This window comes from Croceivirga thetidis (assembly GCF_012272815.1).
In the GTDB taxonomy this organism is placed as follows: Bacteria; Bacteroidota; Bacteroidia; order Flavobacteriales; family Flavobacteriaceae; genus Croceivirga; species Croceivirga thetidis.
The window spans coordinates 1,725,174-1,747,688 of record NZ_JAAWWL010000001.1 but is presented as its reverse complement, the minus strand read 5'-3'; the positions used below and the strand labels follow the sequence as shown (position 1 = coordinate 1,747,688).

General features: G+C 38.5%; 18 protein-coding genes. 12 read left to right on the top strand and 6 right to left on the bottom strand.

What is annotated here, in order from left to right:
- Positions 1 to 7: 7 nt before the first annotated feature.
- Complete coding sequence (locus tag HCU67_RS07835) at positions 8 to 3,052, bottom strand: SusC/RagA family TonB-linked outer membrane protein (protein WP_168552001.1); 3,045 nt, start codon at positions 3,050 to 3,052, stop codon at positions 8 to 10.
- Positions 3,053 to 3,267: 215 nt separating this feature from the next.
- Between HCU67_RS07835 and HCU67_RS07830 the strand changes: the two genes are divergently transcribed.
- The 4 genes from HCU67_RS07830 (at position 3,268) to HCU67_RS07815 (ending at position 8,503) form a co-directional block, all read left to right on the top strand.
- On the top strand, positions 3,268 to 3,864 hold the full coding sequence (locus HCU67_RS07830) for a ribonuclease HII (RefSeq protein ID WP_168552000.1): 597 nt from the start codon (positions 3,268 to 3,270) through the stop codon (positions 3,862 to 3,864).
- A 31-nt stretch (positions 3,865 to 3,895) separates the two neighbouring features.
- Positions 3,896 to 6,352 (top strand): ribonuclease HII, encoded by a 2,457-nt coding sequence (locus tag HCU67_RS07825; protein ID WP_168551999.1) that lies wholly within the window; start codon positions 3,896 to 3,898, stop codon positions 6,350 to 6,352.
- A 106-nt stretch (positions 6,353 to 6,458) separates the two neighbouring features.
- A complete protein-coding gene (locus tag HCU67_RS07820) occupies positions 6,459 to 7,793 on the top strand; it encodes an OmpA family protein (protein ID WP_168551998.1) in 1,335 nt (444 codons plus the stop codon).
- An 11-nt stretch (positions 7,794 to 7,804) separates the two neighbouring features.
- The gene (locus HCU67_RS07815; protein WP_168551997.1) at positions 7,805 to 8,503 is read left to right on the top strand and encodes a TapB family protein; all 699 of its coding nucleotides are present in this window, start codon (positions 7,805 to 7,807) and stop codon (positions 8,501 to 8,503) included.
- Between the two features lie 29 nt (positions 8,504 to 8,532).
- On the opposite strand, the gene lipB is transcribed toward HCU67_RS07815, so the two are convergent.
- Genes lipB through HCU67_RS07800 form a run of 3 tightly spaced genes read right to left on the bottom strand, consistent with a single transcriptional unit; the run spans position 8,533 to position 10,182 of the window.
- Positions 8,533 to 9,249, bottom strand: coding sequence for a lipoyl(octanoyl) transferase LipB (gene lipB, locus HCU67_RS07810; RefSeq protein WP_168551996.1), 717 nt, complete (start codon positions 9,247 to 9,249; stop codon positions 8,533 to 8,535).
- A gap of 23 nt (positions 9,250 to 9,272) precedes the next feature.
- Positions 9,273 to 10,019, bottom strand: a complete 747-nt coding sequence (locus HCU67_RS07805; protein WP_168551995.1) for a BAR domain-containing protein — start codon at positions 10,017 to 10,019, stop codon at positions 9,273 to 9,275.
- A gap of 7 nt (positions 10,020 to 10,026) precedes the next feature.
- Positions 10,027 to 10,182, bottom strand: a complete 156-nt coding sequence (locus HCU67_RS07800; protein ID WP_138660057.1) for a YqaE/Pmp3 family membrane protein — start codon at positions 10,180 to 10,182, stop codon at positions 10,027 to 10,029.
- A 66-nt stretch (positions 10,183 to 10,248) separates the two neighbouring features.
- On the opposite strand from HCU67_RS07800, the gene HCU67_RS07795 reads away from it, so the two are divergent.
- The 7 genes from HCU67_RS07795 to HCU67_RS07765 all read left to right on the top strand — a co-directional run bounded on the left by HCU67_RS07795 (position 10,249) and on the right by HCU67_RS07765 (position 20,106).
- Positions 10,249 to 11,280: a response regulator transcription factor gene (locus tag HCU67_RS07795; protein WP_168551994.1), complete on the top strand. Its 1,032-nt coding sequence runs from the start codon at positions 10,249 to 10,251 to the stop codon at positions 11,278 to 11,280.
- 87 nt (positions 11,281 to 11,367) lie between these two features.
- Positions 11,368 to 11,916 carry a thioredoxin family protein gene (locus tag HCU67_RS07790; RefSeq protein ID WP_168551993.1) on the top strand — a complete coding sequence of 183 codons (549 nt, stop codon included), beginning with the start codon at positions 11,368 to 11,370 and terminating at the stop codon, positions 11,914 to 11,916.
- Positions 11,917 to 11,982: 66 nt separating this feature from the next.
- On the top strand, positions 11,983 to 13,671 hold the full coding sequence (lysS, locus tag HCU67_RS07785; RefSeq protein ID WP_168551992.1) for a lysine--tRNA ligase: 1,689 nt from the start codon (positions 11,983 to 11,985) through the stop codon (positions 13,669 to 13,671).
- Between the two features lie 36 nt (positions 13,672 to 13,707).
- Positions 13,708 to 14,994 carry a YncE family protein gene (locus HCU67_RS07780; protein WP_168551991.1) on the top strand — a complete coding sequence of 429 codons (1,287 nt, stop codon included), beginning with the start codon at positions 13,708 to 13,710 and terminating at the stop codon, positions 14,992 to 14,994.
- A gap of 97 nt (positions 14,995 to 15,091) precedes the next feature.
- On the top strand, positions 15,092 to 16,606 hold the full coding sequence (locus HCU67_RS07775) for a M20/M25/M40 family metallo-hydrolase (RefSeq protein ID WP_168551990.1): 1,515 nt from the start codon (positions 15,092 to 15,094) through the stop codon (positions 16,604 to 16,606).
- 30 nt (positions 16,607 to 16,636) lie between these two features.
- Complete coding sequence (locus HCU67_RS07770) at positions 16,637 to 18,667, top strand: S9 family peptidase (protein ID WP_168551989.1); 2,031 nt, start codon at positions 16,637 to 16,639, stop codon at positions 18,665 to 18,667.
- Positions 18,668 to 18,675: 8 nt separating this feature from the next.
- A complete protein-coding gene (locus HCU67_RS07765) occupies positions 18,676 to 20,106 on the top strand; it encodes an SLC13 family permease (protein WP_168551988.1) in 1,431 nt (476 codons plus the stop codon).
- A 50-nt stretch (positions 20,107 to 20,156) separates the two neighbouring features.
- Here the strand turns inward: HCU67_RS07765 and HCU67_RS07760 are convergent, their stop codons facing one another.
- Positions 20,157 to 20,900, bottom strand: a complete 744-nt coding sequence (locus HCU67_RS07760) for a hypothetical protein (protein WP_168551987.1) — start codon at positions 20,898 to 20,900, stop codon at positions 20,157 to 20,159.
- A gap of 257 nt (positions 20,901 to 21,157) precedes the next feature.
- Positions 21,158 to 21,460: a hypothetical protein gene (locus HCU67_RS07755; protein WP_168551986.1), complete on the bottom strand. Its 303-nt coding sequence runs from the start codon at positions 21,458 to 21,460 to the stop codon at positions 21,158 to 21,160.
- Between the two features lie 301 nt (positions 21,461 to 21,761).
- Here HCU67_RS07755 and HCU67_RS07750 point away from each other — a divergent pair, with 301 nt between their 5' ends.
- Positions 21,762 to 22,460 (top strand): hypothetical protein, encoded by a 699-nt coding sequence (locus HCU67_RS07750; protein WP_168551985.1) that lies wholly within the window; start codon positions 21,762 to 21,764, stop codon positions 22,458 to 22,460.
- Positions 22,461 to 22,515 lie beyond the last annotated feature (55 nt).

Below are 22,515 nucleotides of genomic sequence, written 5' to 3'. Positions count from 1 at the left end.
TTTTTTATTAAAATCCAACTTCTATCCCGAATGATACTAATCTTGGGCTAGGGAACAATCGACTTTGAGTTGGGTTGTTGATGTCAGGTAAAACCTCTGGATCTAAACCTCTCCATTTCGATAAAGTAAATAGATTCTCAGCGTTACCGAAGAAACGTAGTCTTGTCAATCCAGTACCTTCCAAGAATTTTTCTGGGAATGAGTATCCAATGTTCACAAAACGCAATCTTAAGTAATCTGCTTCTTGCAAATAGCGATCAGAGTTACCGCTTAGTGCAAAGTTTTGAGCACCTAAAGCTGGAATATCGGTAATTCTATTATCAGGAGTCCAAGCTCTGAACAAGTCTCTACTTGTTCTAAACTGACCAATGTTGTTTGGGTTTTGGAAACCTGACAAATCAAAGTCATAACGGTCAACTCCAGTTACGTAGTTAAACTGAGTTGTAAGGAAAAATCCTTTATAGTCAAGGTTGAAACCAAAACTACCTTGCCAATCAGGTAAAATATTTTTACCCAATCCAACCCTATCAGTATCAACGTTAGGGTTCTCAGTTACATTTCCATCAACATCTAAGAACAATAGGTTACCATTGGCAGGGTTAACGCCTGCATATCTGTAAGCAAAATATTCATTGATTACACTGCCTTCATTCAATCGAATCAAACCATTGATTACCTGACCATCTTCAGTAGGAACATCGATAACTTCTGTCTCGTTGTAGTTACCCACAACATTCAATGTTAATCGAAGACCGTTTTGAGTATCATTAATTAGGTCATATGAAATCGATGCATCCAAACCTCTGTTTTGAATCTCACCAGTATTAGCTCTAAGTGTAGTAGCTGCATTAATAGCAGAGATTGGATTGTCTTGGAATACATCAGTAGTGTTTCGTTGGTAAAAATCAACATTACCTCTTAACCTAGATTGGAAAACTTCAAAATCCAAACCTATGTTTGAAGAAGTAACTGTTTCCCACTTCAGAGTTGTGTTTCCGATTTGTGAAAGGAATAAAGAGTTAGCACCGGCATAACCTGCACCTGTTCCAAATAAATCCCTTGTCAAATCAGGAGCATCGAAAATAAATCCTGGTGCATCGTTTGTCAAATCGATAAACTGGTTACCTGCTGTACCATAAGAACCTCTAAGTTTCAAAAGGTTGAAAACAGAGTTTTCCATGAAAGCCTCGTTGTGGATATTCCATCTACCAGAAACAGACCAGAAAGTTGCCCAACGGTTAGATTCTGAGAAACGGAATGAAGCATCACGTCTTATTGTTCCTGTTAAACCATAACGTGTATCATAATCATAATCAAGCTGACCAAAGTAAGAGAACAATCCAGCTTCCAAAATGTTGGCATTAATGTTGTCAACGAATAAGTCATCAGCTGTACTATCCGCAATAAATGCAGATCCATCACCTAAAGCAAAAGTCGCCTGATTCAAACCGTTGGCCCTAAAACCAAATGTTCTCCAGAAACCTCTAAAGTATTCGGTATAAGCGCCTAAATCAAAAGTATGCTTGCCAAACGCTTTATTTACATTTAATGAAGTTACTTGGTTGTAAGTAAATTGACGACTAAACTGACTGTCTTGGAAACCAGCATTTGGATTAGCGGCGCCACCGAAAAGTAAAGCGTTGAAAGAGTTTGATTGCTCAGCTCTGTTTCGCACTTCGTCTTGATAGTCAGCACTCATTTGTAAGTTAGCGGTTAACCAATCATTAAACTGATAACTTGCATTGAATGTACTTAGTAACTTTAATTCGTCCTCTTCCCTGTCGTGTGTTGCAGCAAGGTCCAATAAGAACAATGGTGTGTTACTAAATAAAAGTGGGCTCAATAAATCCGCACCATTTGTGTAATCTGCAGGGGATAAATAAGGTACCGATTGTAGACCACCTAAAACAAAGTTACGGTTGATACCACCTGTACCGATACTAGTTGGCTCATCACTTTCAGAGTAGTTTACTGAAAGATTAAATCCGTAATTGAATTTGTCATTTTTTGATTTTCCATTAACGTTGGTTCTGAAGTTAAATCTTCTCAAACCACTTTCAATCAAAATACCTTCTTGGTCAAAGAAACCTAAGGAAACAAAAGACCTTAAATTCTCACTACCACTACTCATAGTTAACGTATGATTTTGTGATAAACCATTTCTAAAGAATACGTCTAACCAGTCCGTTGTAGAAAAAGCAGCGATTTCGGCATCACTTAAAGTTGCACCTAAACCTGCACCTTGATCACGCTCCAAAAGCAATTGCTCTTGTGAATCCATTAAATCATAATCATCATTTTGTGCAGAAGTCACACCAACGATACCAGTATAGTTGATTTGAAGACCTTGGTTGAAATTACCTTGTCTTGTTTTAATCACAATAACACCATTCGCACCTCTGTTACCATAAATGGCAGTTGCCCCAGCATCCTTCAATACAGATACAGATGCAATTTCTTGAGGGTTCAAGCTTCTGAAGTTTTCAGAATCTACCGGGTTACCGTCGATTACGAACAATGGCTCATTGTTACCGTTTACAGAAGTTACACCACGCAACAATACGTTTGTGTTACCACCTGGCTGACCTGAACCAGAAATAATGTTAAGACCTGCTACCTGACCTGAAAGGGTATTGATAAAGTTAGCGTTTGGTCTGTCTGCGATAGTTTCAGAACTGATCGTTACCGCTGCAATACTTGATCTTTCCTTTGTTGCAGTTCGGTAACCTTGCACCACAACCTCTTGTAGTGTTTCAGCGTCTTCTTCCATCAATACATTAATGGTTGAACCAGAACCAACTGTTCTGTCAACCGTCTTTTGCCCTAGGTAGCTAAAACGTAGAACTTGGCCCTCAGCAACATTGATGGAGTAGTTACCATCAAAATCGGATTGGGTACCTGTAGAAGTTCCAACAACTACAATAGAGACTCCGGGTAATGGAAGACCATTCTGGTCAGTAACATTTCCCGAAACCGTTTTCTCTTGTGCATAAGAGAACGAGAAAATTAACACCAACAAGGGTGTTAACATCCATGTCAACTTTGATTTCATTTATCTGAATTTTGAATTAGTCAACGCCAAAAGTCTCAAAAAACACTTAAAATTCCAAAAAATATAAGGGGTCACAGACTTTAACTGTTAATTTTTGTTTAATAATTGAGTGATTCTCTGAAACAAAATTAAATGATTGAATTATTCTCTACTTTTTAACCAAAATGATGGTTTTTTTTAAAATAATCTACAAATTTGTTTGATTTTTTACGAAGATGTTAAGTAATAAGTTTAAGTTTTCTCTAGAAGCTGGTACAGATGAAGCTGGGCGTGGATGCTTAGCCGGACCTGTCACTGCCGCCGCAATTGTGTTACCCGAAGGTTTTCAAAATGAGCTGCTTAACGATTCAAAACAACTAAGCACCCTACAACGAGAGAAACTTCTGCATATTCTTATCTCAGAGGCAGTTAGTTACGGCGTCTCACATGTTTATGAGAAGACCATTGATGAAATCAATATTCTAAATGCATCGATTTTGGCCATGCACCATTCTTTGGATCAACTAAACCTTATCCCTAAATTAATTCTTGTTGATGGCAACAGGTTTAAACCGTACAAAGAGGTTCCATATGAATGTATCATCAAAGGTGACGGCAAATTTATGTCAATTGCTGCGGCCTCTATATTGGCGAAGACTTCAAGAGATGCCTACATGAAAAAAATTCATGAGGAATTTCCAATGTATCATTGGGATAAAAACAAAGGTTACCCCACTAAAGACCATAGGGATGCAATCCGAAATTATGGACCTTGCAAATACCATAGACAAAGTTTTAGACTTCTACCTGAACAACTCAAACTCGATTTGTAGCAATACCCTAACTTTGTACAAACCTTAGGGAATGAGATTTAGAATTCTATTGCTATTGGTACTTTTTCTGGCTTGCAAACAAGAGGAAAAGGCAACACAAAATCTACTAGGCTATCTTCCGGAAAATCCTGTTCTAATAATCAAAATAAACCAGTTAAATAACCTTAAAACAGAACTTAACAACTCTTTGTTTCTACAACAAATCAACAAAACGGAGATTTACACTTCAATTTCTGAAAAAATTAATCCCTTAGGACAATTTGAGCTCGAAGACCTTTCCGTAATAGGATTTTACGAAGTGGGAAAAAATAACCTGGAATTTGCTTTGGCTTCAAAAGATCTCAACGCAATAAACAATGTGGATGAAGTTGCAAACCGTAAGGTTGAAACCATTACCTATGAGAATAAAACAATAACCAAAATAACGTTGGAGAACTCCACGTACTATTCAACCTCAATAAACAAAGTTGATTTATTGGCTTCGTCGCAACTTCTTATTGAAAATCTAATTAGGTCTGAAGTGCCAGTGGCCGTTTCACAATCGTTAAACACACTTTACAACGCTTCAGGAGAAGAAAAAAGCGCTTCAATTTTCCTAAACTTCAAAGAGTCCCGAGCCTTAACAAGTTCAATCACGAATCCTAAAGGCCCTTTTTCATTTGAGAACTTTGGGGATTGGCTGGCACTTGATATTTCAAATCAGAATAACAACCTACATTTTAGTGGTGTCGCCGTTGCCAATGACTCCGTAAAAAATTTCTTGAATTTATTCCGCGGTACAATTCCTGGGCCGGAATCAATTGCCTCCATTGCACCCAGAAATGTTGATGGTTTGGTATCATTTAGGATTGCCGATTTCAGCATCTTTTCCCAAAACAGAAAAGAGTATTTAGATATTTCAAAAGAACAGGATACCCTATTGAATACAATCGATGAAATCGGAATTTTCACGATTGCAAACGAGACTACTGTCGCCTTAAAGTCTTTTGGCCCTAATAACTTGACCGAATTTCTACTTAACAATTCAGACAAAGTTTCGGACTATCAAGGCTATGATATCAGGAGTTTGAATCAAAAGGATTTTCTTACCAATCAATTAAGTCCATTGGTGACTGGGTTCAGTTCAAATTTCTATACCTTAATTGAAAATAATTTCATTTTTTCCGAAAACGAAGAACTACTTAAAAATGTAGTAGCCAATAAAAACAGCGGCACTACTTTCTCCACTTCACCAGGTTATTTGAACGCTCGCGAATTTCTACCATTTGAGTCGTCTTTATTTTTTACATCAAAAAAAGGCGGCATACCAAATTTCTTATCAAAATATTTAGCTCAAGATGTTATAACTGATTTGGCGAGTACTCAAACAAATGACTTTATTATTGCTGGACAAATAGGAATTGATGGCGAAATATTTCATTCCCAACTCATATTGAACAAAGTTGGTGTTCAAAGGGCAGCAGAAAATGTTTCACCCTTACTGACCGTTGAACTTGACACCGATATTGCCTTTAACCCGCAATTCGTGAAAAATCACCGGAACAATAACTATGAAATCATTGTTCAAGACCGTGATAAAAATCTTTATCTAATTGATGCCAAGGGTAAAATTTTATGGAAAAAACAGTTAGATGGTCTTATTAGAGGCAAAATACACCAAGTAGATCTTTATCGTAACGGTCGGCTTCAAATGGCATTTTGCACCAATAACCGATTCATGGTATTGGATAGAAATGGTGAAATAACGAAAGGTATTGACAAAAAATATGATGGTGGCAACCTAAACGGCCTTGCCGTTTTCGATTACGAAAACAATCGCAAGTATAGAATGGTGGTCACTCAAGGCAGAAAGGTTTTCATGTATGATAATGATGGTAAAACTGTGGATGCATTTTCGTATAAAGAAGCCGAAAGTCCTGTTATTAAACCACCAAAACATTTTAGAATTGGCGGCAAGGATTATTTGACATTTTTATTGGAAGATGGCAAACTAAAAATTCGTCATCGGGCTGGTGGAGATAGAATAAAGGTGAATCGAAACATACAGTTTTCGGATAACGATGTTTACCTATACCTCAACAAATTCTCTGTCACCGATAAAAAAGGTGTGTTGCATCAAGTTGGCACAAATGGCAAACTTTCGGCCACCCCATACAATTTAAATGAGAATCATGGAATGTTTGCGACTAGCAAAAGTCTAGCCCTCATGAATGAAAATATTTTGAACATTAAAGGCAAAAAAATTGAATTGGAATTAGGTGTGTACTCCAAACCAAAAATCTTTTACCTCTACGACAAGATATATGTTGCAGTAACGGATATACAAAACCAAAAAATTTATTTGTTCGATAGTCAAGCGGAATCCATTCCGAATTTTCCAGTTTACGGTAGTTCGGCCATTGACTTGATTGATGTTGATGGTGACAAAAAATTAGAACTCGTTGCTAAAGACCAAGAAAACTCAATAATCCTATACGGGATCAATTAGCCACTTCTTACACAGGAATTCGTGACAATTATACAATTACCCTGTTGATGAAACAGGCATTTTCATAATTTGAAAGTTGAATTAAAACGAATCAAAACTTTTGAAAATGAAAACAATAAACCCCCAGAGAATTCTTCTGTTGGTAGGGTGCGCAGTATTTTTTTCCGTACCCGTAAATTCACAATTACTAAAGAAACTTGGCAAAAGGGCTGAAAGAGCGGCAGAACGTACTATTGAACGCAGAGTAGATAAAGAAACTTCCGAAAAAACCGATGAAGTCTTAGATAGTATATTGGAACCTGGAAAAAAAGGTCAAAAAACACCTCAAACGCCAAACCCACCGAATACACCAAACCCATCGGGTGGCAATCAAGACCAATCAAATTCGGGAAACGATTCCGATGTAAACTCTGGCCCCAAGACCATTCAGGTTTACAGCAAGTTTGATTTTGTACCTGGAGACAAACAACTATTCTTCGATGATTTTGGAAACGAATTTATAGGTGATTTTCCTTCCAAATGGAATACGAATGGCGGAGGTGAAGTGGTTACCTTAAGTGATGTTCCTGGAAAATGGTATGCTGTTACAAATCGAAGTCTTACTATTCCAAATCTATCAAATGGGTTACCAGAAGATTATACCATTGAATTTGATGTAAAAGCCGTTGGTATAACCAATAAGACAAGTTCGGGGGCTCGACTAGGTATCTATTTGGCCGAGACACCTAATCTAACCACTAACGAAAGTTACGCCTATAGCGCTTTGAACTTTTGCCAATATATTGCCATTGGTGTGCAGGTTGATAATAGGTTCAAAGGCAATCCCAGTCCTATTTCAAATCGTTTGTCCCGAGATTTACGACAAGTTTATCAAGACGTTGTTCATGTTTCAATTGCCGTTAACAAAAATCGCTATCGCCTCTGGATCAATGAGAGTAAAATCACCGATTTACCACAATTTATTTACCAACCAGAATTGATTAAGTATTTGAAATTTAAGGTTGATGGCATGGATTTGGAAACAAAAAACGAAAGGGTACTCATTAGTAATCTTAAAATTTCGGAAGGTGGGGTTGACCTCAGAAGAAAGCTAATTTCGGAAGGTAAAATTTCAACAAACGGAATTCTATTTGATTCAGGTTCAGCAAATCTGAAACCCGAATCAATGGGTATCATCCGACAGATTTATCAAGTACTGCAACAAGACTCTTCCATAAATTTAAAAATTGTAGGGCACACCGATGCTGATGGAAGTGATGAAGCAAACCTCTCACTTTCAAAAAGTAGAGCAGACGCGGTAAAAAGCGCATTGGTAAATGTGTACAATGTGGATGATGCCAGATTATCTACAGAGGGAAAAGGAGAACTGGAGCCCGTTGCTGATAATTCTAGTTCTGAAGGAAAAGCACAAAACCGTCGAGTAGAATTTATAAAACAATAATCAATACTTATATGAGAACTAAACTATTAACACTGATAATATCACTCGTAGTCTTAATATCCAGTAAGGCACAAGATAATTGCAGTACGTTTTACCCAATGACAGAAGGTGCTTCTTTTAGCTATAATATTTATGACAAAAAAGACAAAATAAGTGGAACCACTGAGTATGAAGTAATCAATGTCGACAATAGTGGTGGTAACACCGTGGCAACTCTAAGTGTGAAAGTAGGCGGTGACAAACCTAAAGAACAAATGGAACTTGAATACGACGTCACCTGCACAGGCGATGGTATTTCCATAGATTTCAATAGTATGATATCTCCGCAATTGCAAACACAAATGGATCAAATGAACGCAGAAGTTGATATCTCAGGGGTTAATGTGGTCATACCGAACGAATTGACAGTGGGTCAAAATTTAGATGATGCTGAAATAATTATGGCAATGAGTATGAGTGGAATAAAAATGAATACAGAGGTTAGAACGACAGATAGAAAAGTTGTTGCCAAAGAATCGGTGAGCACGCCAGCAGGAACTTTTGATTGTTATGTGCTCACAGCAACAATAAGCACTAAAGCAATGATGGCCAAAATGACATTTACAGATAAGATTTGGTTAGCGAAAGATGTTGGTATTGTAAAGCAAGAAACCTATAATAAAAAAGGGAAATTGGATAGCCGAATGGAGCTGGCGTCCTTTCAAAAATAACAACCAAACCAATTTATTTAAACCCTGGCCTAGGCCGGGGTTTTTTCTTTAACAAGTTCTGCTTCAAAAAGCTCCTCAAAATGTCTGAGGAGTTTTTGTTTTACCTCATCCATATCAATTTCTGGTTTGCCCAGTTCCACATTTAATGAGGTTACTGCTTTGTCCTTAATGCCACAGGGAATCATCAAATCAAAATAGCCCAAATCAGCATTTACGTTCAAGGCAAAACCATGCATGGTCACCCAGCGGCTAGCACGTACGCCCATAGCACAGATTTTTCGTGCAAAGGGAGTGCCTACGTCAAGCCAAACACCGGTTTCCCCTTTTGAGCGTTCTGCTTTTAGCCCATATTCGGCTAAAGTTAATATGACCATTTCTTCCAAAAGACGGAGGTACTTATGAATATCTGTGAAGAAGTTATCCAAATCTAAAATTGGGTACCCTACGATTTGTCCAGGACCGTGATATGTGATATCACCGCCACGATTAATTTTATAAAAGGTAGCACCTTTCTCTTCAAGCACTTTTTCATCTACCAAAAGATTGGAAATGTCACCACTCTTGCCTAATGTATACACATGAGGGTGCTCTACAATCAAAAAATGATTAGGGGTTTCGATTCCGGCCGCTTCCCTCCTATTTCGAATTTTTAAATCGACAATTTCCTTAAAAAGGGTTTCTTGAAAATCCCAAGTCTCTTTATAGTCTTTATTACCTAAATCTTTTAATAGGACTTTTTTGTTCATCCTACAAAATTACAACGGAAAGCTCAGTCTTCAAGTTCTACCTCGATGTTGATTGATTCTGGGTCTTTCATCATTTGCAAGAAGTTTACTTCATATATCATGGTCTTACCATCCATAGAAAAAGTAGCTCCTTCTGCGTTGGTCGATTTCACACGTCTTGGAAAGTGATATTTAAATGTATATGTTGAACCCGACAAAAACATTTCAGCACTTTGAAGACTGTCTACACTTTGTGCAAAGAGGGTCTCATCAAAAATTTTGGTGCTCCTAGAAAATGTATTGCCATCAAAACCATAAATGACCTCAGTGGGCATACTCGGTGGTCCTTGTTGCGATGGTGCACTACCTCCTGGCTGCGGACCAACAGAAGAAGCGTCTTGAAAGGCATTAAATGCATTATTTACTTCACTAACATTCTTAAACTCACTGAATAAATCAAACTGCATTTTTTGCTCCTTACTATCCATGACCATTTTCATGGTGAAGGGTTCCAATTTCTTTAATTTTTCTTGTTCCTCAGGGGATAATAGAGCGATACTATCCTTCTTTTCTTCCAAAAGGTCTTTGAATACCAAGGTAGTATCTACTACTTCTTCCTTCTGAGTACTATCTGGACTCATCGAAGCTATACCAGCCATAAGCTCGTTACCATCAAAGTGAATATTTATTCGACCTGAACCGTCATCCTCAATAAATAATTCTTCGGTAAAATTGCATGCTGTAATTAGTCCTATCGTTAAAATGGACAAAAAGACCCTTAAATTTTTCATTTTAGCTCTAATTTGGATTGTTCAAAATGACCAGTGCGGCAATAACGCCTGGTACCCAGCCACAAAGGGTTAAAAGTAGAACAATAAGAAAAGAACCACAACCTTTTCCGATGACTGAAAGTGGCGGAAAAATTATGGCCAAAAGAACGCGTAAAAAACTCATGTGATTTTGATTGATGTACCTATGGGACGCAAAAAACACTAACTTGTTACAGTGAAAATCAGTTTAATGAAGCCGTTTTTTACGTTGGTTGCTATTCTCGCTGCTTACACGCTTCAAGGGCAATACCACTTTAGCGGTCAAGTAGCTGAAAATTATATAAACCAAAACGTCTACTTATCGCTGGTTGAAGACTATCGAAAGACTTCCAGAGTATATCTCAACCAAGTTTTTCAAACTACAGTCGCTGACTCGCTAGGTTTTTTTTCCTTTGAGGGAAATTCATTGCCTGCACAAAATCGTATTTACCGAATTCATGTCGACGGTTGCGAAGAAGGTTTAAATGGAAAAAATCACTTCTTACGCGAATGCAGTACAACGGAAAGCCTTTTGTTTATTGCAAACAACAACGATACCATCTCAATTCCACTCCTATCAGGTCAGGCCTTCTGCGAGGTTAGTTCGTCAAATGACGCTTCCGGTTTATTATTGGAAATGGAATCTTTAAAGGAGGAAATGATAGTCGATTTTATTGGTCACCATTCAAAAACGGCTAGTTCCATTCACTATGATAATTGGTTCAAAAAGTTTCAAGAATTTGCAAATAGCACAAACGAACCATTGGTTGAACTGAGTGTTTATGAGTTTTTATCGGACCGGAAAAACGAAACCTACAATCATTATTTGGAGTCTTTAAGCACAAGTACTTTTTATAACGATTTACAAAACAGTTTATTAGAGACGTATCCAGATTCCAAATTCACTGAACAGTACAGGAAGGAATTACATGCTGACGAAAATTTGATTGAATCCGATGAAAATAGTTTTGCTTTTAATTCAAACATTATCGTCTCCCTTATAATACTGATAATGTTCATTATCGGTGCTTTTTACATTCTCAAAAAACGAAAAAGCAACAAGGGTTTTGCCACCTTAACACCACAAGAGCAGAAAATCACTGAAGCCATAAAATCAGGTAAAACCAATAAAGAAATTGCCACCGAACTATTTATTAGCCACAGCACGGTAAAAACCCATGTGAACAACATTTATAAAAAACTAGGTGTTTCTTCACGTACCGAACTGCAATCCAAATTTTAAAATCCACCCGGGGTCTAGACCCCATTTCAAACCTTGATTTATAGGGCCAAAGACCGATTCTCATGATTTTCGGGAAAAAATAAAATCATGAAGAATATACTATTATCAATCGCCCTTTTTTCAGGAATACTGCTTCAATCACAAATCAAAGATGAAATCACTTTGGACAATGGTCGGAAATTTTTGATTGGGCAAATCAGTATTGATGACCTAAAAAAAGCCCCATATCAAAGTTGGTTTGACCAGAATTTTACCAATTACCAAGTTGACGTCAATTCCATTCAATCCTTTTCGACTAAACTCAAAGAATACAATTTATTGTTGTTTATGGGGACTTGGTGCGGTGATAGCAAGCGCGAAGTACCACGAATTGTTAGGATTTTAGCAGAAGCCGATTTTCCCATGGAACAACTCAAGATAGTAGCGGTTGACCGCCGTAAAGAATTCTACAAAAAGAGTCCAGGTGGCGAAGAATGGGGGCTTAATATCAAGCGCGTTCCAACTTTACTATTTCTGAAAGATGGCAAGGAAGTCAATCGATTGGTAGAAAGCCCTCGTAATAATTTAGAACAAGATTTCGTGGCAATCATTGGCGGACAGCAATACACACCAAACTACGCCCAAAAGACAAAATAGTCCCTTAATTAGGTAGTTTCAATTAAAGCGCAAAAGTGTAATTTTGCGCTTTAATTTTTTATACCAATGCAGCTTTCCGAGCAAGAAATAGTACGAAGGGATAAATTGACAAAACTACGCGAGATGGGTATTGACCCCTATCCTGCAGCCTTATATCCAGTTGACAATACTTCAAAAAGCATCAAGGAGTCCTACGAAGAGGGAAAAAAGGTGGTCATTGCTGGTCGATTAATGTCTCGCCGTATTCAAGGGAAAGCTTCATTTGCTGAATTACAAGACAGTCAAGGGCGTATTCAAGTCTATTTTAACCGTGACGAAATCTGTCCAGAAGAAGATAAAACCCAATACAATGAGGTCTACAAAAAACTGTTGGACATTGGAGATTTTATTGGTGTTGAAGGGGAATTGTTCACGACACAAGTAGGTGAGAAAACCGTAATGGTGAAAAACTTCACCTTATTGAGTAAATCCCTTAAACCATTGCCCTTACCTAAGGTTGATGCAGACGGAAACACCTACGATGAGTTCAATGACCCTGAATTAAGATACCGTCAGCGTTATGTGGATTTGGTTGTGAATCCGAAGGTAAAGGAGACCTTTATCAAGCGTACAAAAATCACCAATAGCATCCGTGAGTTTTATAATGCAAAGGGCTATTTAGAGGTTGAAACACCTATTCTACAACCCATTCCTGGTGGTGCTGCCGCACGCCCCTTTTTGACACATCACAATGCGTTAAATATTCCTTTGTATTTGCGAATTGCGAACGAGTTGTACTTAAAAAGATTGATTGTTGGTGGATTTGACGGGGTATACGAATTCTCAAAAGACTTTAGAAATGAGGGCATGGACCGTACCCATAATCCAGAGTTTACGGTAATGGAGCTTTACGTTTCATACAAAGACTACAATTGGATGATGGACACCACAGAGCAATTGCTTGAAAAAGTAGCCAATGATGCCACAGGAGGAACCAAAATCACTGTTGGGGAAAACGAGATTGAATTTAAGGCGCCATATCCGCGTGTGCCCATTTTGGAAGCCATCAAAACACATACCGGTATTGATGTAACGGGTATGGGTGAAGACGAACTTCGAGAGACTGCCAAAGGTTTGGGTCTTGAAGTTGATGAGACCATGGGTGTTGGAAAATTGATTGATGAAATTTTCGGAGAAAAATGTGAACATTTCTATGTGCAGCCAACTTTCATTACCGATTATCCAAAAGAGATGAGCCCTTTGACCAAAGCACACCGAAGCAAACCAGGCCTTACTGAACGTTTTGAATTAATGGTCAATGGTAAGGAACTCGCAAATGCCTATTCAGAGCTTAATGACCCAATTGACCAGCGTGAACGTTTCGAAGAGCAACTCAAACTTTCTGAAAAGGGGGATGATGAGGCCATGTTTATCGACCAAGACTTTTTACGAGCCTTGGAATACGGTATGCCTCCTACATCAGGTATAGGCATAGGTATAGACCGTTTGGTTATGCTCATGACCAACAATTCGAGTATACAAGAGGTGTTGTTCTTCCCACAAATGCGTCCTGAGAAAAAGCAGGTGGAATTGACCGAAGAGGAAAAATTGGTTTTGGAACTCCTTAAAAAGGAAACCAAAATGCCTTTGAATGAATTGAAAGCACAAAGCGGTCTGTCCAATAAAAAATGGGACAAAACAATCAAATCGCTGAACAAGAACAAAATAACAGCAGTGAACAAAACAGATGAAGGATTGTTCGTAGCGTTGATTTGACCTATATTTAGGACAACTCAATAGCTACTTAAACAAATGCGAAAAAAAATAATCCTAGGGGTATTGGTCATTGGGCTGGTACTTTTGAGCATCCATCTGTATAATTTAGGTCAACGACCAGACCGTGAATATCCTTCATTCCCTCTTAATCCTGAAAACAATGCGGCTACGATTCATGATAGCATTCCATTAAGGGATGTCGTAGTTGCGGGTAATAACTGGGATGGAGTTCTTACGATTTTTGACCCCAACACCTTTGAAATTATAAAGAAGATAAGTGCGATGCCTGACCGGGAGGAACGGTTTGAAGAAATCTATTCAGGTTTGAAGAGAAGGCTTGCCTCTGGTTTTATACGGGAGTACATCGGCGAGGGCAACGATCAATTGGTTGATGATATGTTCACCTCTAATGATGGTAGATTTATCTATGCCTCAAGGCCCAGTTTTGCTGATGTTGTGGCCATTGATGTTAACTCTGGTGAAATCGCCTGGCGCACCCCTATTGAGGGGCTTCGTTCGGATCACTCGGCCATATCACCAGATGGAAACACTTTTTTGGTTTCTGCTTCAACCGCTAGAAAAGTGCATGCCATCGATGTTACCACAGGCAAGATTGTTGGTGGTTTTGAATCTGGAGATCAACCCCATGAAAATACGTATTCAGAAGATGGTAAGCGAATCTACCACGCAAGCATTGGAAAAACGTTTATATCATCACCTATGCTGGATTTTTTAAAAGGTGATCGTTGGTTTCAAATCGTTGATGCCGAGAACTATGAGATAATTCGTAGGGTAGATATGAAGGACCGGTTAGAAGAATTTGGTTTTGAATGGATGGAGCGCGCCATTCGCCCCATGGCCATTACCAAAGATGAAAAATTTGCATACCTACAAATTTCACTTTTCCATGGTCTTTTTGAATACGATATTGAAAATGATAAAATCACCAGAAAATTGGATTTGCCCGTCCCTGAAGCCAATAAAGACATGTCACCAGGTGACCATCTTTTAAATTCGGCACATCATGGTATATCAATCAGTGGCGATGATAAAACACTTTGTGTAGCCGGTACCATGGATGGATATATTGCCATCGTTGACCGAGAAACCTTTAAATACCACACCATAAAACTTTCAGATGACCCAAAAGAGGCGAAACCCTATTGGGCTACCTCAAGCAAAGATGGCACTAGGGCTTACGTATCGATTAGTGGTCTGGACAAAGTCTCGGTAGTTGACTATGCCTCCGGTAAAATAGTGGCAGAGATACCTGTCGGTAATCACCCCCAACGGGTACGAAATGGGCAGTTACGCTTGAAATAGTATTCACAGCGTAGATTTAACCTGCTTCTAAACTTTAGTAAGACTTTTATTTTAGAAGCAAAACCCCTAGCTTAGAATCATCCGCAATACCAATACGATGATTCATTCTAGAGCACCCATAATATGTCTTCTTATTTTGACCTTCGCACTTGAGGCTTACGGGCAGAAATTCCCGGTCTCAGAAGCAATCTTGGAACAATATACGAAGGCTTCATTCCCTATGTTGCGGGAATTGTACAGCATTCCCAATGACGCCTTTTACCTAGAAGACATAGAGAAAAATGTTCAATGGTGCGAGTCTTCCTTTTCAAAAAGAGGTTTCAAAACAAGCCGCATTGAAACCAAAAGGGCCCCTTTATTATTAGCTGAACGAGATTATGGCAAGAAAAAAACAGTATTGGTCTATCTACAACTTGATGGGCAACCAGTAGATTCCACCAGATGGTTTCAAGAACACCCATTCAAACCTGCGTTGAAAAGAAAAGGCGACAATGGTCTTTGGGAAGAAATTCCATGGGAATCCATCCAAAACTATGAAGATGATTGGCGGATATTCGTTCGTGCCGCCAGTGACGCCAAAGGCCCCGTCGGCATGTTTTTGACTGCAATGGATATTGCCGAAAAAGAAGGTATTGAGCCCAACTACAATCTTAAAATCATCATGGATTTTGAGGAAGAAATGGGTTCACCAAACTTACCGGAGGCCGTTAAAAAAAACAAAGACCTTTTAAAAGCGGACATGCTCATTATTTTCGATGGTCCAAGGCATATAACCAATAGGCCAACGCTAACTTTTGGAGCTCGTGGTATTGCAACAATACAACTAACAACATATGGGCCCTTAGTCGCCCAACACAGCGGACATTTTGGCAACTATGCCCCAAATCCAGCTTTAAGATTGAGTAAACTTTTGGCCTCAATGAAAGACGATGAAGGTCGTGTTACGATTCCTGGTTTTTATGATGGGGTAAGTATTTCTTCTGAAGTTGAAAAAATTCTCAAAGCCGTTCCTGATAATGAGGCCCAGATTAAGGATAGGCTTCAAATAGCAGAAACGGATCAAGTGGGAAGCTATTATCAAGAAGCTATTCAATATCCATCATTGAACATTCGAGGTATGCAATCGGCATGGATTGATGAAGAGGTACGTACTATCATTCCGGCTTGGGCAAGGGCAGAGATTGATATTAGATTGGTCAAAGAAACCGACCCTGAACGCTTAATTTCTTTGGTAAAAAACCATATTCAAGACCAAGGCTATTTAGTATTGGATTCGGTTCCTAGAAAAGGACAACGGCTTACCAATAGCAAAATCGCAACTTTTCAACATGAAATATCATATCAATCATTTAGAACGGATTTTGACTCTGATGTTGGTCTTTGGTTGCGAAGAGCCTTGAAAAAAACATTCGGTGAAGAACCTATCATGATTCGAATGAGTGGCGGTTCCATACCTATTTCCCCTTTCGTAACTACATTGGATATTCCTGCAGTGACCGTTCCTACGGTCAATAGGGATAACAATCAACATAGTCCCAATGAAAATATTCGATTAGGCAACTATCGTGATGGTATAAAAACCATGGTGGCGATTTTAAATGAAAAACTTTAAGACTATTTAAATCCATAAATACGATTAAGCATGAGACCAATAGCACTATTCTTTTTACTTTTTATTGCAACCAGCTTACATTCCCAAGAGGCTAGCCTGCGCGACTTGATTTCGTATTCTTTTCCATCAGAGCTGACCGCCTCCAAAAACCAAGGAGCAATTGCGTGGGTCGAGAACAAAGAAGGTGTGCGTAACATTCATTATGCATTGGCCCCTGACTATACACCCATACAGCTGACAAATTATGTAGATGATGATGGGCAAGAAATAAGCAATCTAAACTTTACAGACGATTTAACTTCAATGGTTTACGTTCGGGGTGGAGCACCTAATAGAAGTGGTGAGTTCCCCAATCCCACTTCAAATCCTGAAGGATTTAAAAGGCAAATCCATAGAATTGAACTTGCGTCAAAATCCATACAAGAACTGGGTATGGGCCATACGCCGCAAATAAGTGGCAAGAACATCATTTACCTTAAAAAGGGAGGGGCATGGATGATGAACCTGCAAGGTGAAAATGACACTTCTTTATTTTCCATCCGAGGTTCTGTTTCCAATATTAAAGTGTCTCCGGACCAATCCCAAATGGCCTTTGTGAATGGCAGGGGCGACCATAGTTACATCGGTGTCTTTGATCTTGAAACCAAAGCGCTGCAATTGTTGAGCCCAAGCATTGATCTTGATTCCAATCCTGTGTGGTCGACAGATGGCCAAAAAGTGGCTTTTTTACGTCAGGCCTATGAAAAGCCAATCATATTTATACCCAAAAGGGAAGGACAGCCTTTTTCCATTCTCGTTTCAGACTTAACCACTTCAGAAACCAAGACCATTTTTACAGCCGACAAAGGAAATGGTAGTGTCTTTAGAAATATTGCTGCGACCAATCAATTGTTTTGGACCGCGAATAATGAAATAGTTTTCCCTTGGGAAAAAGAAGGTTGGACACAACTCTATTCCATTCCTGCCGTTGGTGGAAAAGCTACTTCGATTACACCAGGAAATTTAGAAGTACAGTACGTTTCACAAAATCCTGATAAAAAGCAGCTGATTTTCAATTCAAATCAAGGTGATATCGACCGGCAACATATCTGGCAATATTCTGACCAATTATCCCAATTGACCAGTGGAAATGGGGTGGAATGGTCTCCGATAATTGATGGCGACGGAAATTATTTTTGTTTAGGTTCTACAGGAACCAATCCTGCAGATGTAAAAAAAATTGATAGCAGAAATCTAAGAACAATTACACCTGAAATCGATTACCCCAATAGTTCTTTGATTGAGCCTGAACAGGTGATAATGACCTCAAAGGACGGTATAAAAATTCATGGGCAGTTGTTCCTTCCCAAGAATTTAAATACGAATGAAGAGAAACCGGCTATTCTATTTTTTCATGGTGGATCCAGAAGGCAGATGATGCTTGGTTTTCATCACAGGGGGTATTACCATAATTTTTATGCTATGAACCAGTATTTGGCTTCAAAAGGTTATATCGTGCTCAGTGTAAATTATAGAAGTGGTATTGGATACGGAATGGAGTTCAGAGAAGCCTTAAATTATGGAGCGGGTGGAGCTAGCGAATATAACGATGTTCTTGTGGCAGCAACATTTTTGAAAAATCATCAAAATGTTGATTCAAATAGAATTGGCCTTTATGGAGGTTCATACGGCGGTTATTTAACTGCACTTGGCCTATCTCGTAATTCCGACATCTTTAAAGCAGGGGTTGATATTCACGGGGTGTACGATTGGAATGCTATTATTAAAGGATTTATACCCAGTTATAATAAATTGGAGATGCCTGAATTCGCTAAACTAGCCTATGAATCCTCCCCAGTGTTTTTTATGAATGGTTGGAAATCTCCCGTTTTGTTGATTCATGGTGATGATGACCGCAATGTTCCCTTCAACGAAACAGTGGTAAAAGCAAACAAGTTGCGAGAATTGGATGTTTACTTTGAGCAACTGATATTTCCAGATGAGGTTCATGGTTTTTTGCTACATGACAATTGGTTACGCGCTTTTGAGGCCACTGCTGATTTTTTCGATAGAAAATTGTAGCTTTCCACATGACCAAATCAAAAATCTTTGGACTGATTACCGGTCCGGCAATTTTTCTTTTATTCCTTAATCTGCCTTTTGTTTTGTTATCAGAAAAAGGTGATGCCGTTATTGCGGTTGCCCTTTGGATGCTTTTTTGGTGGATTACAGAGGCGGTCTCCATTTCCGTTACGGCCCTATTGCCGTTGCTCCTTTTTCCACTATTAAAAATCTTGCCCATAGCCGATGTTGGTGCCAATTATGGCAGCCCGATCGTGTTTCTCTTTTTTGGAGGCTTCGTAATGGCTTTAGCTTTAGAGAAAGTCAATTTGCACCGTAGAATTGCTTTAAACATTATTCGTCTAACAGGAACCACCCCAAACAAAGTTGTCCTGGGTTTTATGATTGCAACAGCTTCCCTGAGCATGTGGATCAGTAATACCGCTAGCACAGTGGTAATGTTACCAATAGCCCTATCGGTCATCGGATTATTGATTGATGATGCAGATGGGTTTACAAAAGACGACCAAAACTTTGCATTAAGCGTTATGCTGGGTATTGCATTCTCTGCCAATGCGGGAGGTATTGCGACTGTGATTGGCACACCTCCGAACTCTGTTATGATTGGACTACTGGAAAATGAATATAACATTCAAATTTCCTTTTTAAAATGGATGGTTATGGGACTACCCTTCTCTGCCCTACTCATTACCATCATCTACCTAGTATTGGTCAAATGGATGTTCCCCAATAAAAACCTTCAGTTCAATGCATCGAAAGAGGTCATTCAAACAGAACTTCAAAAATTAGGACCGACCTCTGGCAAGGAAAAAATGGTCTTGATCATTTTTGGAGTTACTGTATTTCTATGGATTTTTAGAACGCTGATAAACAAATTGTTTCCTGGTCTTGGTTTGTCGGATACCATGATCAGCATATTTGCAGCAATTTCACTTTTCGCAATTCCGTACAACATCAAGAAAGGAGATTTTATCATTGAATGGAAAGACACCTCAAAACTGGCATGGGGTATTCTCATTCTATTTGGGGGTGGGTTGGCCTTAGCTAAGGGAATGTCAGTAAGTGGTATTGTTGATTTAGTTGCCAATGGTATTGCCCAAAGTGATATTAGTATTCTATTGACAGCCTCGCTTCTTATTCTTTTAATGCTCTTTATGACGGAATTGATGAGCAATGTGGCCTTAGTTGCCGTATTGGCCCCAGTGGTTGCAGGTATTGCCATTGGTTTAGAAATCCCGATACTTTATTTGCTCATTCCAGTTACCATGGCCAGCAGTTGTGCTTTTATGTTACCGATGGCTACGCCACCAAATGCCATTGTTTTTGCGAGTGGTTATGTTAAAGTACCTCAAATGGCCAGGGTAGGAGTTGTACTTAACCTAATTTCAGTGGCCCTGTTGATATTGGTATTCCAATTTGTTATTCCCCTTCTCTTTTAAATAAAAAAGTCGGCAATTGCCGACTTTTAAATTCAATATATTTTTATTGTCTATTCGTGGTCTTCAAATTTCAATTCGGCCATACCCTCTGTTGGCTTTGAAAAGTCGATTGCCTTAAAGTCTTTTTCATTTACATTGACATCAATCAACACCAACTGCTGTTGTGACAATGTCATAAGGTTGTCCAAGTTGTCAAAGTTGTTTTTTGAAATGTATAGTTTTTCCAATTTCTTTAGGTTTTCCATGCCTTCTGGCATACCACCTGAGAAATTGTTATCTGCCAAAACCAAAGCATTAAGATTACTTAACTCGGTTAGTGAACTAGGCAGGTCACCATCAAAATTGTTCCCTCCAAAATCCAAATACACCAAATCAGACATGCGATTCAAAGTAATAGGCAATTTCCCTTTGAATTCATTTCCACTTAAATCCAAATATTTTAGGTCATCAAATTTGCGAAGTTCACGCGGCATCCTCCCGCTTAATTCATTATCTGATAAATCTAAATATTCAAGATTGGTTAGGTTACCAACCGTTAATGGCAAGTTTCCTTTCAGATTGTTGTCTGATAAGTCAAGTACAACAACCTTACCGTCCTTTACTCTAACACCATGCCATGTAGAAATGGGTTTATCCATATCCCATTTATGTGTCCATTCATGACCGTTGGTACGTGAGTGTAATTCAAGGAGTGCGATTACTTCGCGTTGGCTTACCTCTTCTTGGGCGAAGGTTGAATTGGCAGTTAAAATTACTGCGCAGAATAGCAAGTTCAGTTTCTTAGGTAGAATCATAGTTGTAAGATTTGGGATAATCTGATTACGAAAAAAGCAACTTTGTGGCAGACAGACAAATTTTAGTGGTGAAACAAGTGTTTTGAGATGTGTCGCTCTAAAAAATTGTGGTACCATCGATAAACGGTTTCCGACCTATCGATGAACGGTCATTTGTCTTTCGTTGGACTTAGCTGCAGGCCTATTGAATAGGCCTTTCTAATGCAAAAAAGCCCTTACACAAGGCAAGGGCTTTTTTAAATCCTATAGTAGTACCATTACTCTTTATACGCGTTAAAACCTTCAGGTAGATAATCTTCAGTGTTAAAGTCTAAATGGACTTCTTCATTTTCGATAAAATCAATTGATTCTATTTGAATTATACTGGTGTAAGGGTCAAAGTCTTTTGGAAGATATCTAGAGCTATCGAACCCCAAATTAATTCCATCTTCAAATTCAATGAATTCGACAGAACTGATATCGAATTCATCAACAGATTCTATTTCATTTGTCTTTGCGCTTAATAATGGCAATAAAAGAAATGCCATAAAAACGGTCGACAGATACATTTTATACTTCATAATTTCTTTCGTCTTTTGAATTTTATTTCAAAGGTAAAACTGTTAAAATCAGTCGTTAGTATACCTTATGACAGCCTTAACAGATTCTAAAAATGACCACGAAAATAGATTGCTAAGGGAATTATCGATTTCTTGAAAGGAATGAAAATTTTAGATTCATTTGTTAGCGTATTGACAAGGTTTGAACTGAAAATATTAAGCCTGCACTTTATCGAAAATCTATGTTATTTTTTTGTTAACTGCCCTACTATCAGGGTATTTTAGCATCTTCGGATTAATAAAGCCCCAAATAAAATATTGTATGAAACCCCATATAAAAATCGCCGTAGTCGTCATTTCGCTTTTGAGTCTATCAAAAGTGAACGGTCAGAAACTGGAAGGCGATTTTTTAACTACACACCTTTTAAAACCAATAGACTTTTCTGTACCAAGATTTACCCTAGGCTTCATAAAGCAAATCGATCAAGACTATTCAATTGGTATTGATGTAGGTTATGGCAGTGAAGGCCTCGCTTTTTTTAAGGACTCAGATTTTCCGAAAAACGATTACAAGTTGAAAGAAATAGGCTTAGAGTTTTATAAATTCTTCGAATCTTCCAGAACCTTAAGTGAATATGTTTCACTTGAAGTGCATTACTTAAATCATGTGGAAACCAGAATAAACGAGTTTTATGAACCGGACAATCAAACCTACTTGCAATTTGACCAGGCAGATTACGAAAGAAACAAAATTGCACTGAATGCCAAATTTGGGATTTTGGCACGTTTAAAGAATAGTTTTGGAATAAATGCCTATGCTGGGGTTGGGGTTAGAATACGGGATAACAAGTTTGAAAATATTATTAACCCCAGACCATCCGACTCAATTGAAAATGAAGGTCCTTACCCTGTTGATATTGTTGCTGCCTTTGACAACACCTATGAGCGGGCGGGTACCCGAATAGGGCTCAATGTAACCTTTGGGGCCAATATTATACTGCAATTAAAAAAGGCTCCTTAAAAAGGAGCCTTTTTCCAACTAACTAACTCAAAAATTTGATAAAATGAAAACATCC

Bases quoted from the DNA above. Each gene is read 5' to 3' on its own strand.
- HCU67_RS07830 (WP_168552000.1), top strand. From the start codon at position 3,268: ATGTTAAGTAATAAGTTTAAGTTTTCTCTAGAAGCTGGTACAGATGAA.
- HCU67_RS07805 (WP_168551995.1), bottom strand. From the start codon at position 10,019: ATGAAAAATTTAAGGGTCTTTTTGTCCATTTTAACGATAGGACTAATT.
- HCU67_RS07780 (WP_168551991.1), top strand. From the start codon at position 13,708: ATGCGAAAAAAAATAATCCTAGGGGTATTGGTCATTGGGCTGGTACTT.
- HCU67_RS07825 (WP_168551999.1), top strand. From the start codon at position 3,896: ATGAGATTTAGAATTCTATTGCTATTGGTACTTTTTCTGGCTTGCAAA.
- lipB (WP_168551996.1), bottom strand. From the start codon at position 9,249: ATGAACAAAAAAGTCCTATTAAAAGATTTAGGTAATAAAGACTATAAA.
- HCU67_RS07750 (WP_168551985.1), top strand. From the start codon at position 21,762: ATGAAACCCCATATAAAAATCGCCGTAGTCGTCATTTCGCTTTTGAGT.
- HCU67_RS07770 (WP_168551989.1), top strand. From the start codon at position 16,637: ATGAGACCAATAGCACTATTCTTTTTACTTTTTATTGCAACCAGCTTA.
- HCU67_RS07820 (WP_168551998.1), top strand. From the start codon at position 6,459: ATGAAAACAATAAACCCCCAGAGAATTCTTCTGTTGGTAGGGTGCGCA.
- HCU67_RS07795 (WP_168551994.1), top strand. From the start codon at position 10,249: ATGAAGCCGTTTTTTACGTTGGTTGCTATTCTCGCTGCTTACACGCTT.
- HCU67_RS07775 (WP_168551990.1), top strand. From the start codon at position 15,092: ATGATTCATTCTAGAGCACCCATAATATGTCTTCTTATTTTGACCTTC.
- HCU67_RS07760 (WP_168551987.1), bottom strand. From the start codon at position 20,900: ATGATTCTACCTAAGAAACTGAACTTGCTATTCTGCGCAGTAATTTTA.
- HCU67_RS07765 (WP_168551988.1), top strand. From the start codon at position 18,676: ATGACCAAATCAAAAATCTTTGGACTGATTACCGGTCCGGCAATTTTT.
- HCU67_RS07755 (WP_168551986.1), bottom strand. From the start codon at position 21,460: ATGAAGTATAAAATGTATCTGTCGACCGTTTTTATGGCATTTCTTTTA.
- HCU67_RS07790 (WP_168551993.1), top strand. From the start codon at position 11,368: ATGAAGAATATACTATTATCAATCGCCCTTTTTTCAGGAATACTGCTT.
- HCU67_RS07815 (WP_168551997.1), top strand. From the start codon at position 7,805: ATGAGAACTAAACTATTAACACTGATAATATCACTCGTAGTCTTAATA.
- HCU67_RS07835 (WP_168552001.1), bottom strand. From the start codon at position 3,052: ATGAAATCAAAGTTGACATGGATGTTAACACCCTTGTTGGTGTTAATT.
- HCU67_RS07800 (WP_138660057.1), bottom strand. From the start codon at position 10,182: ATGAGTTTTTTACGCGTTCTTTTGGCCATAATTTTTCCGCCACTTTCA.
- lysS (WP_168551992.1), top strand. From the start codon at position 11,983: ATGCAGCTTTCCGAGCAAGAAATAGTACGAAGGGATAAATTGACAAAA.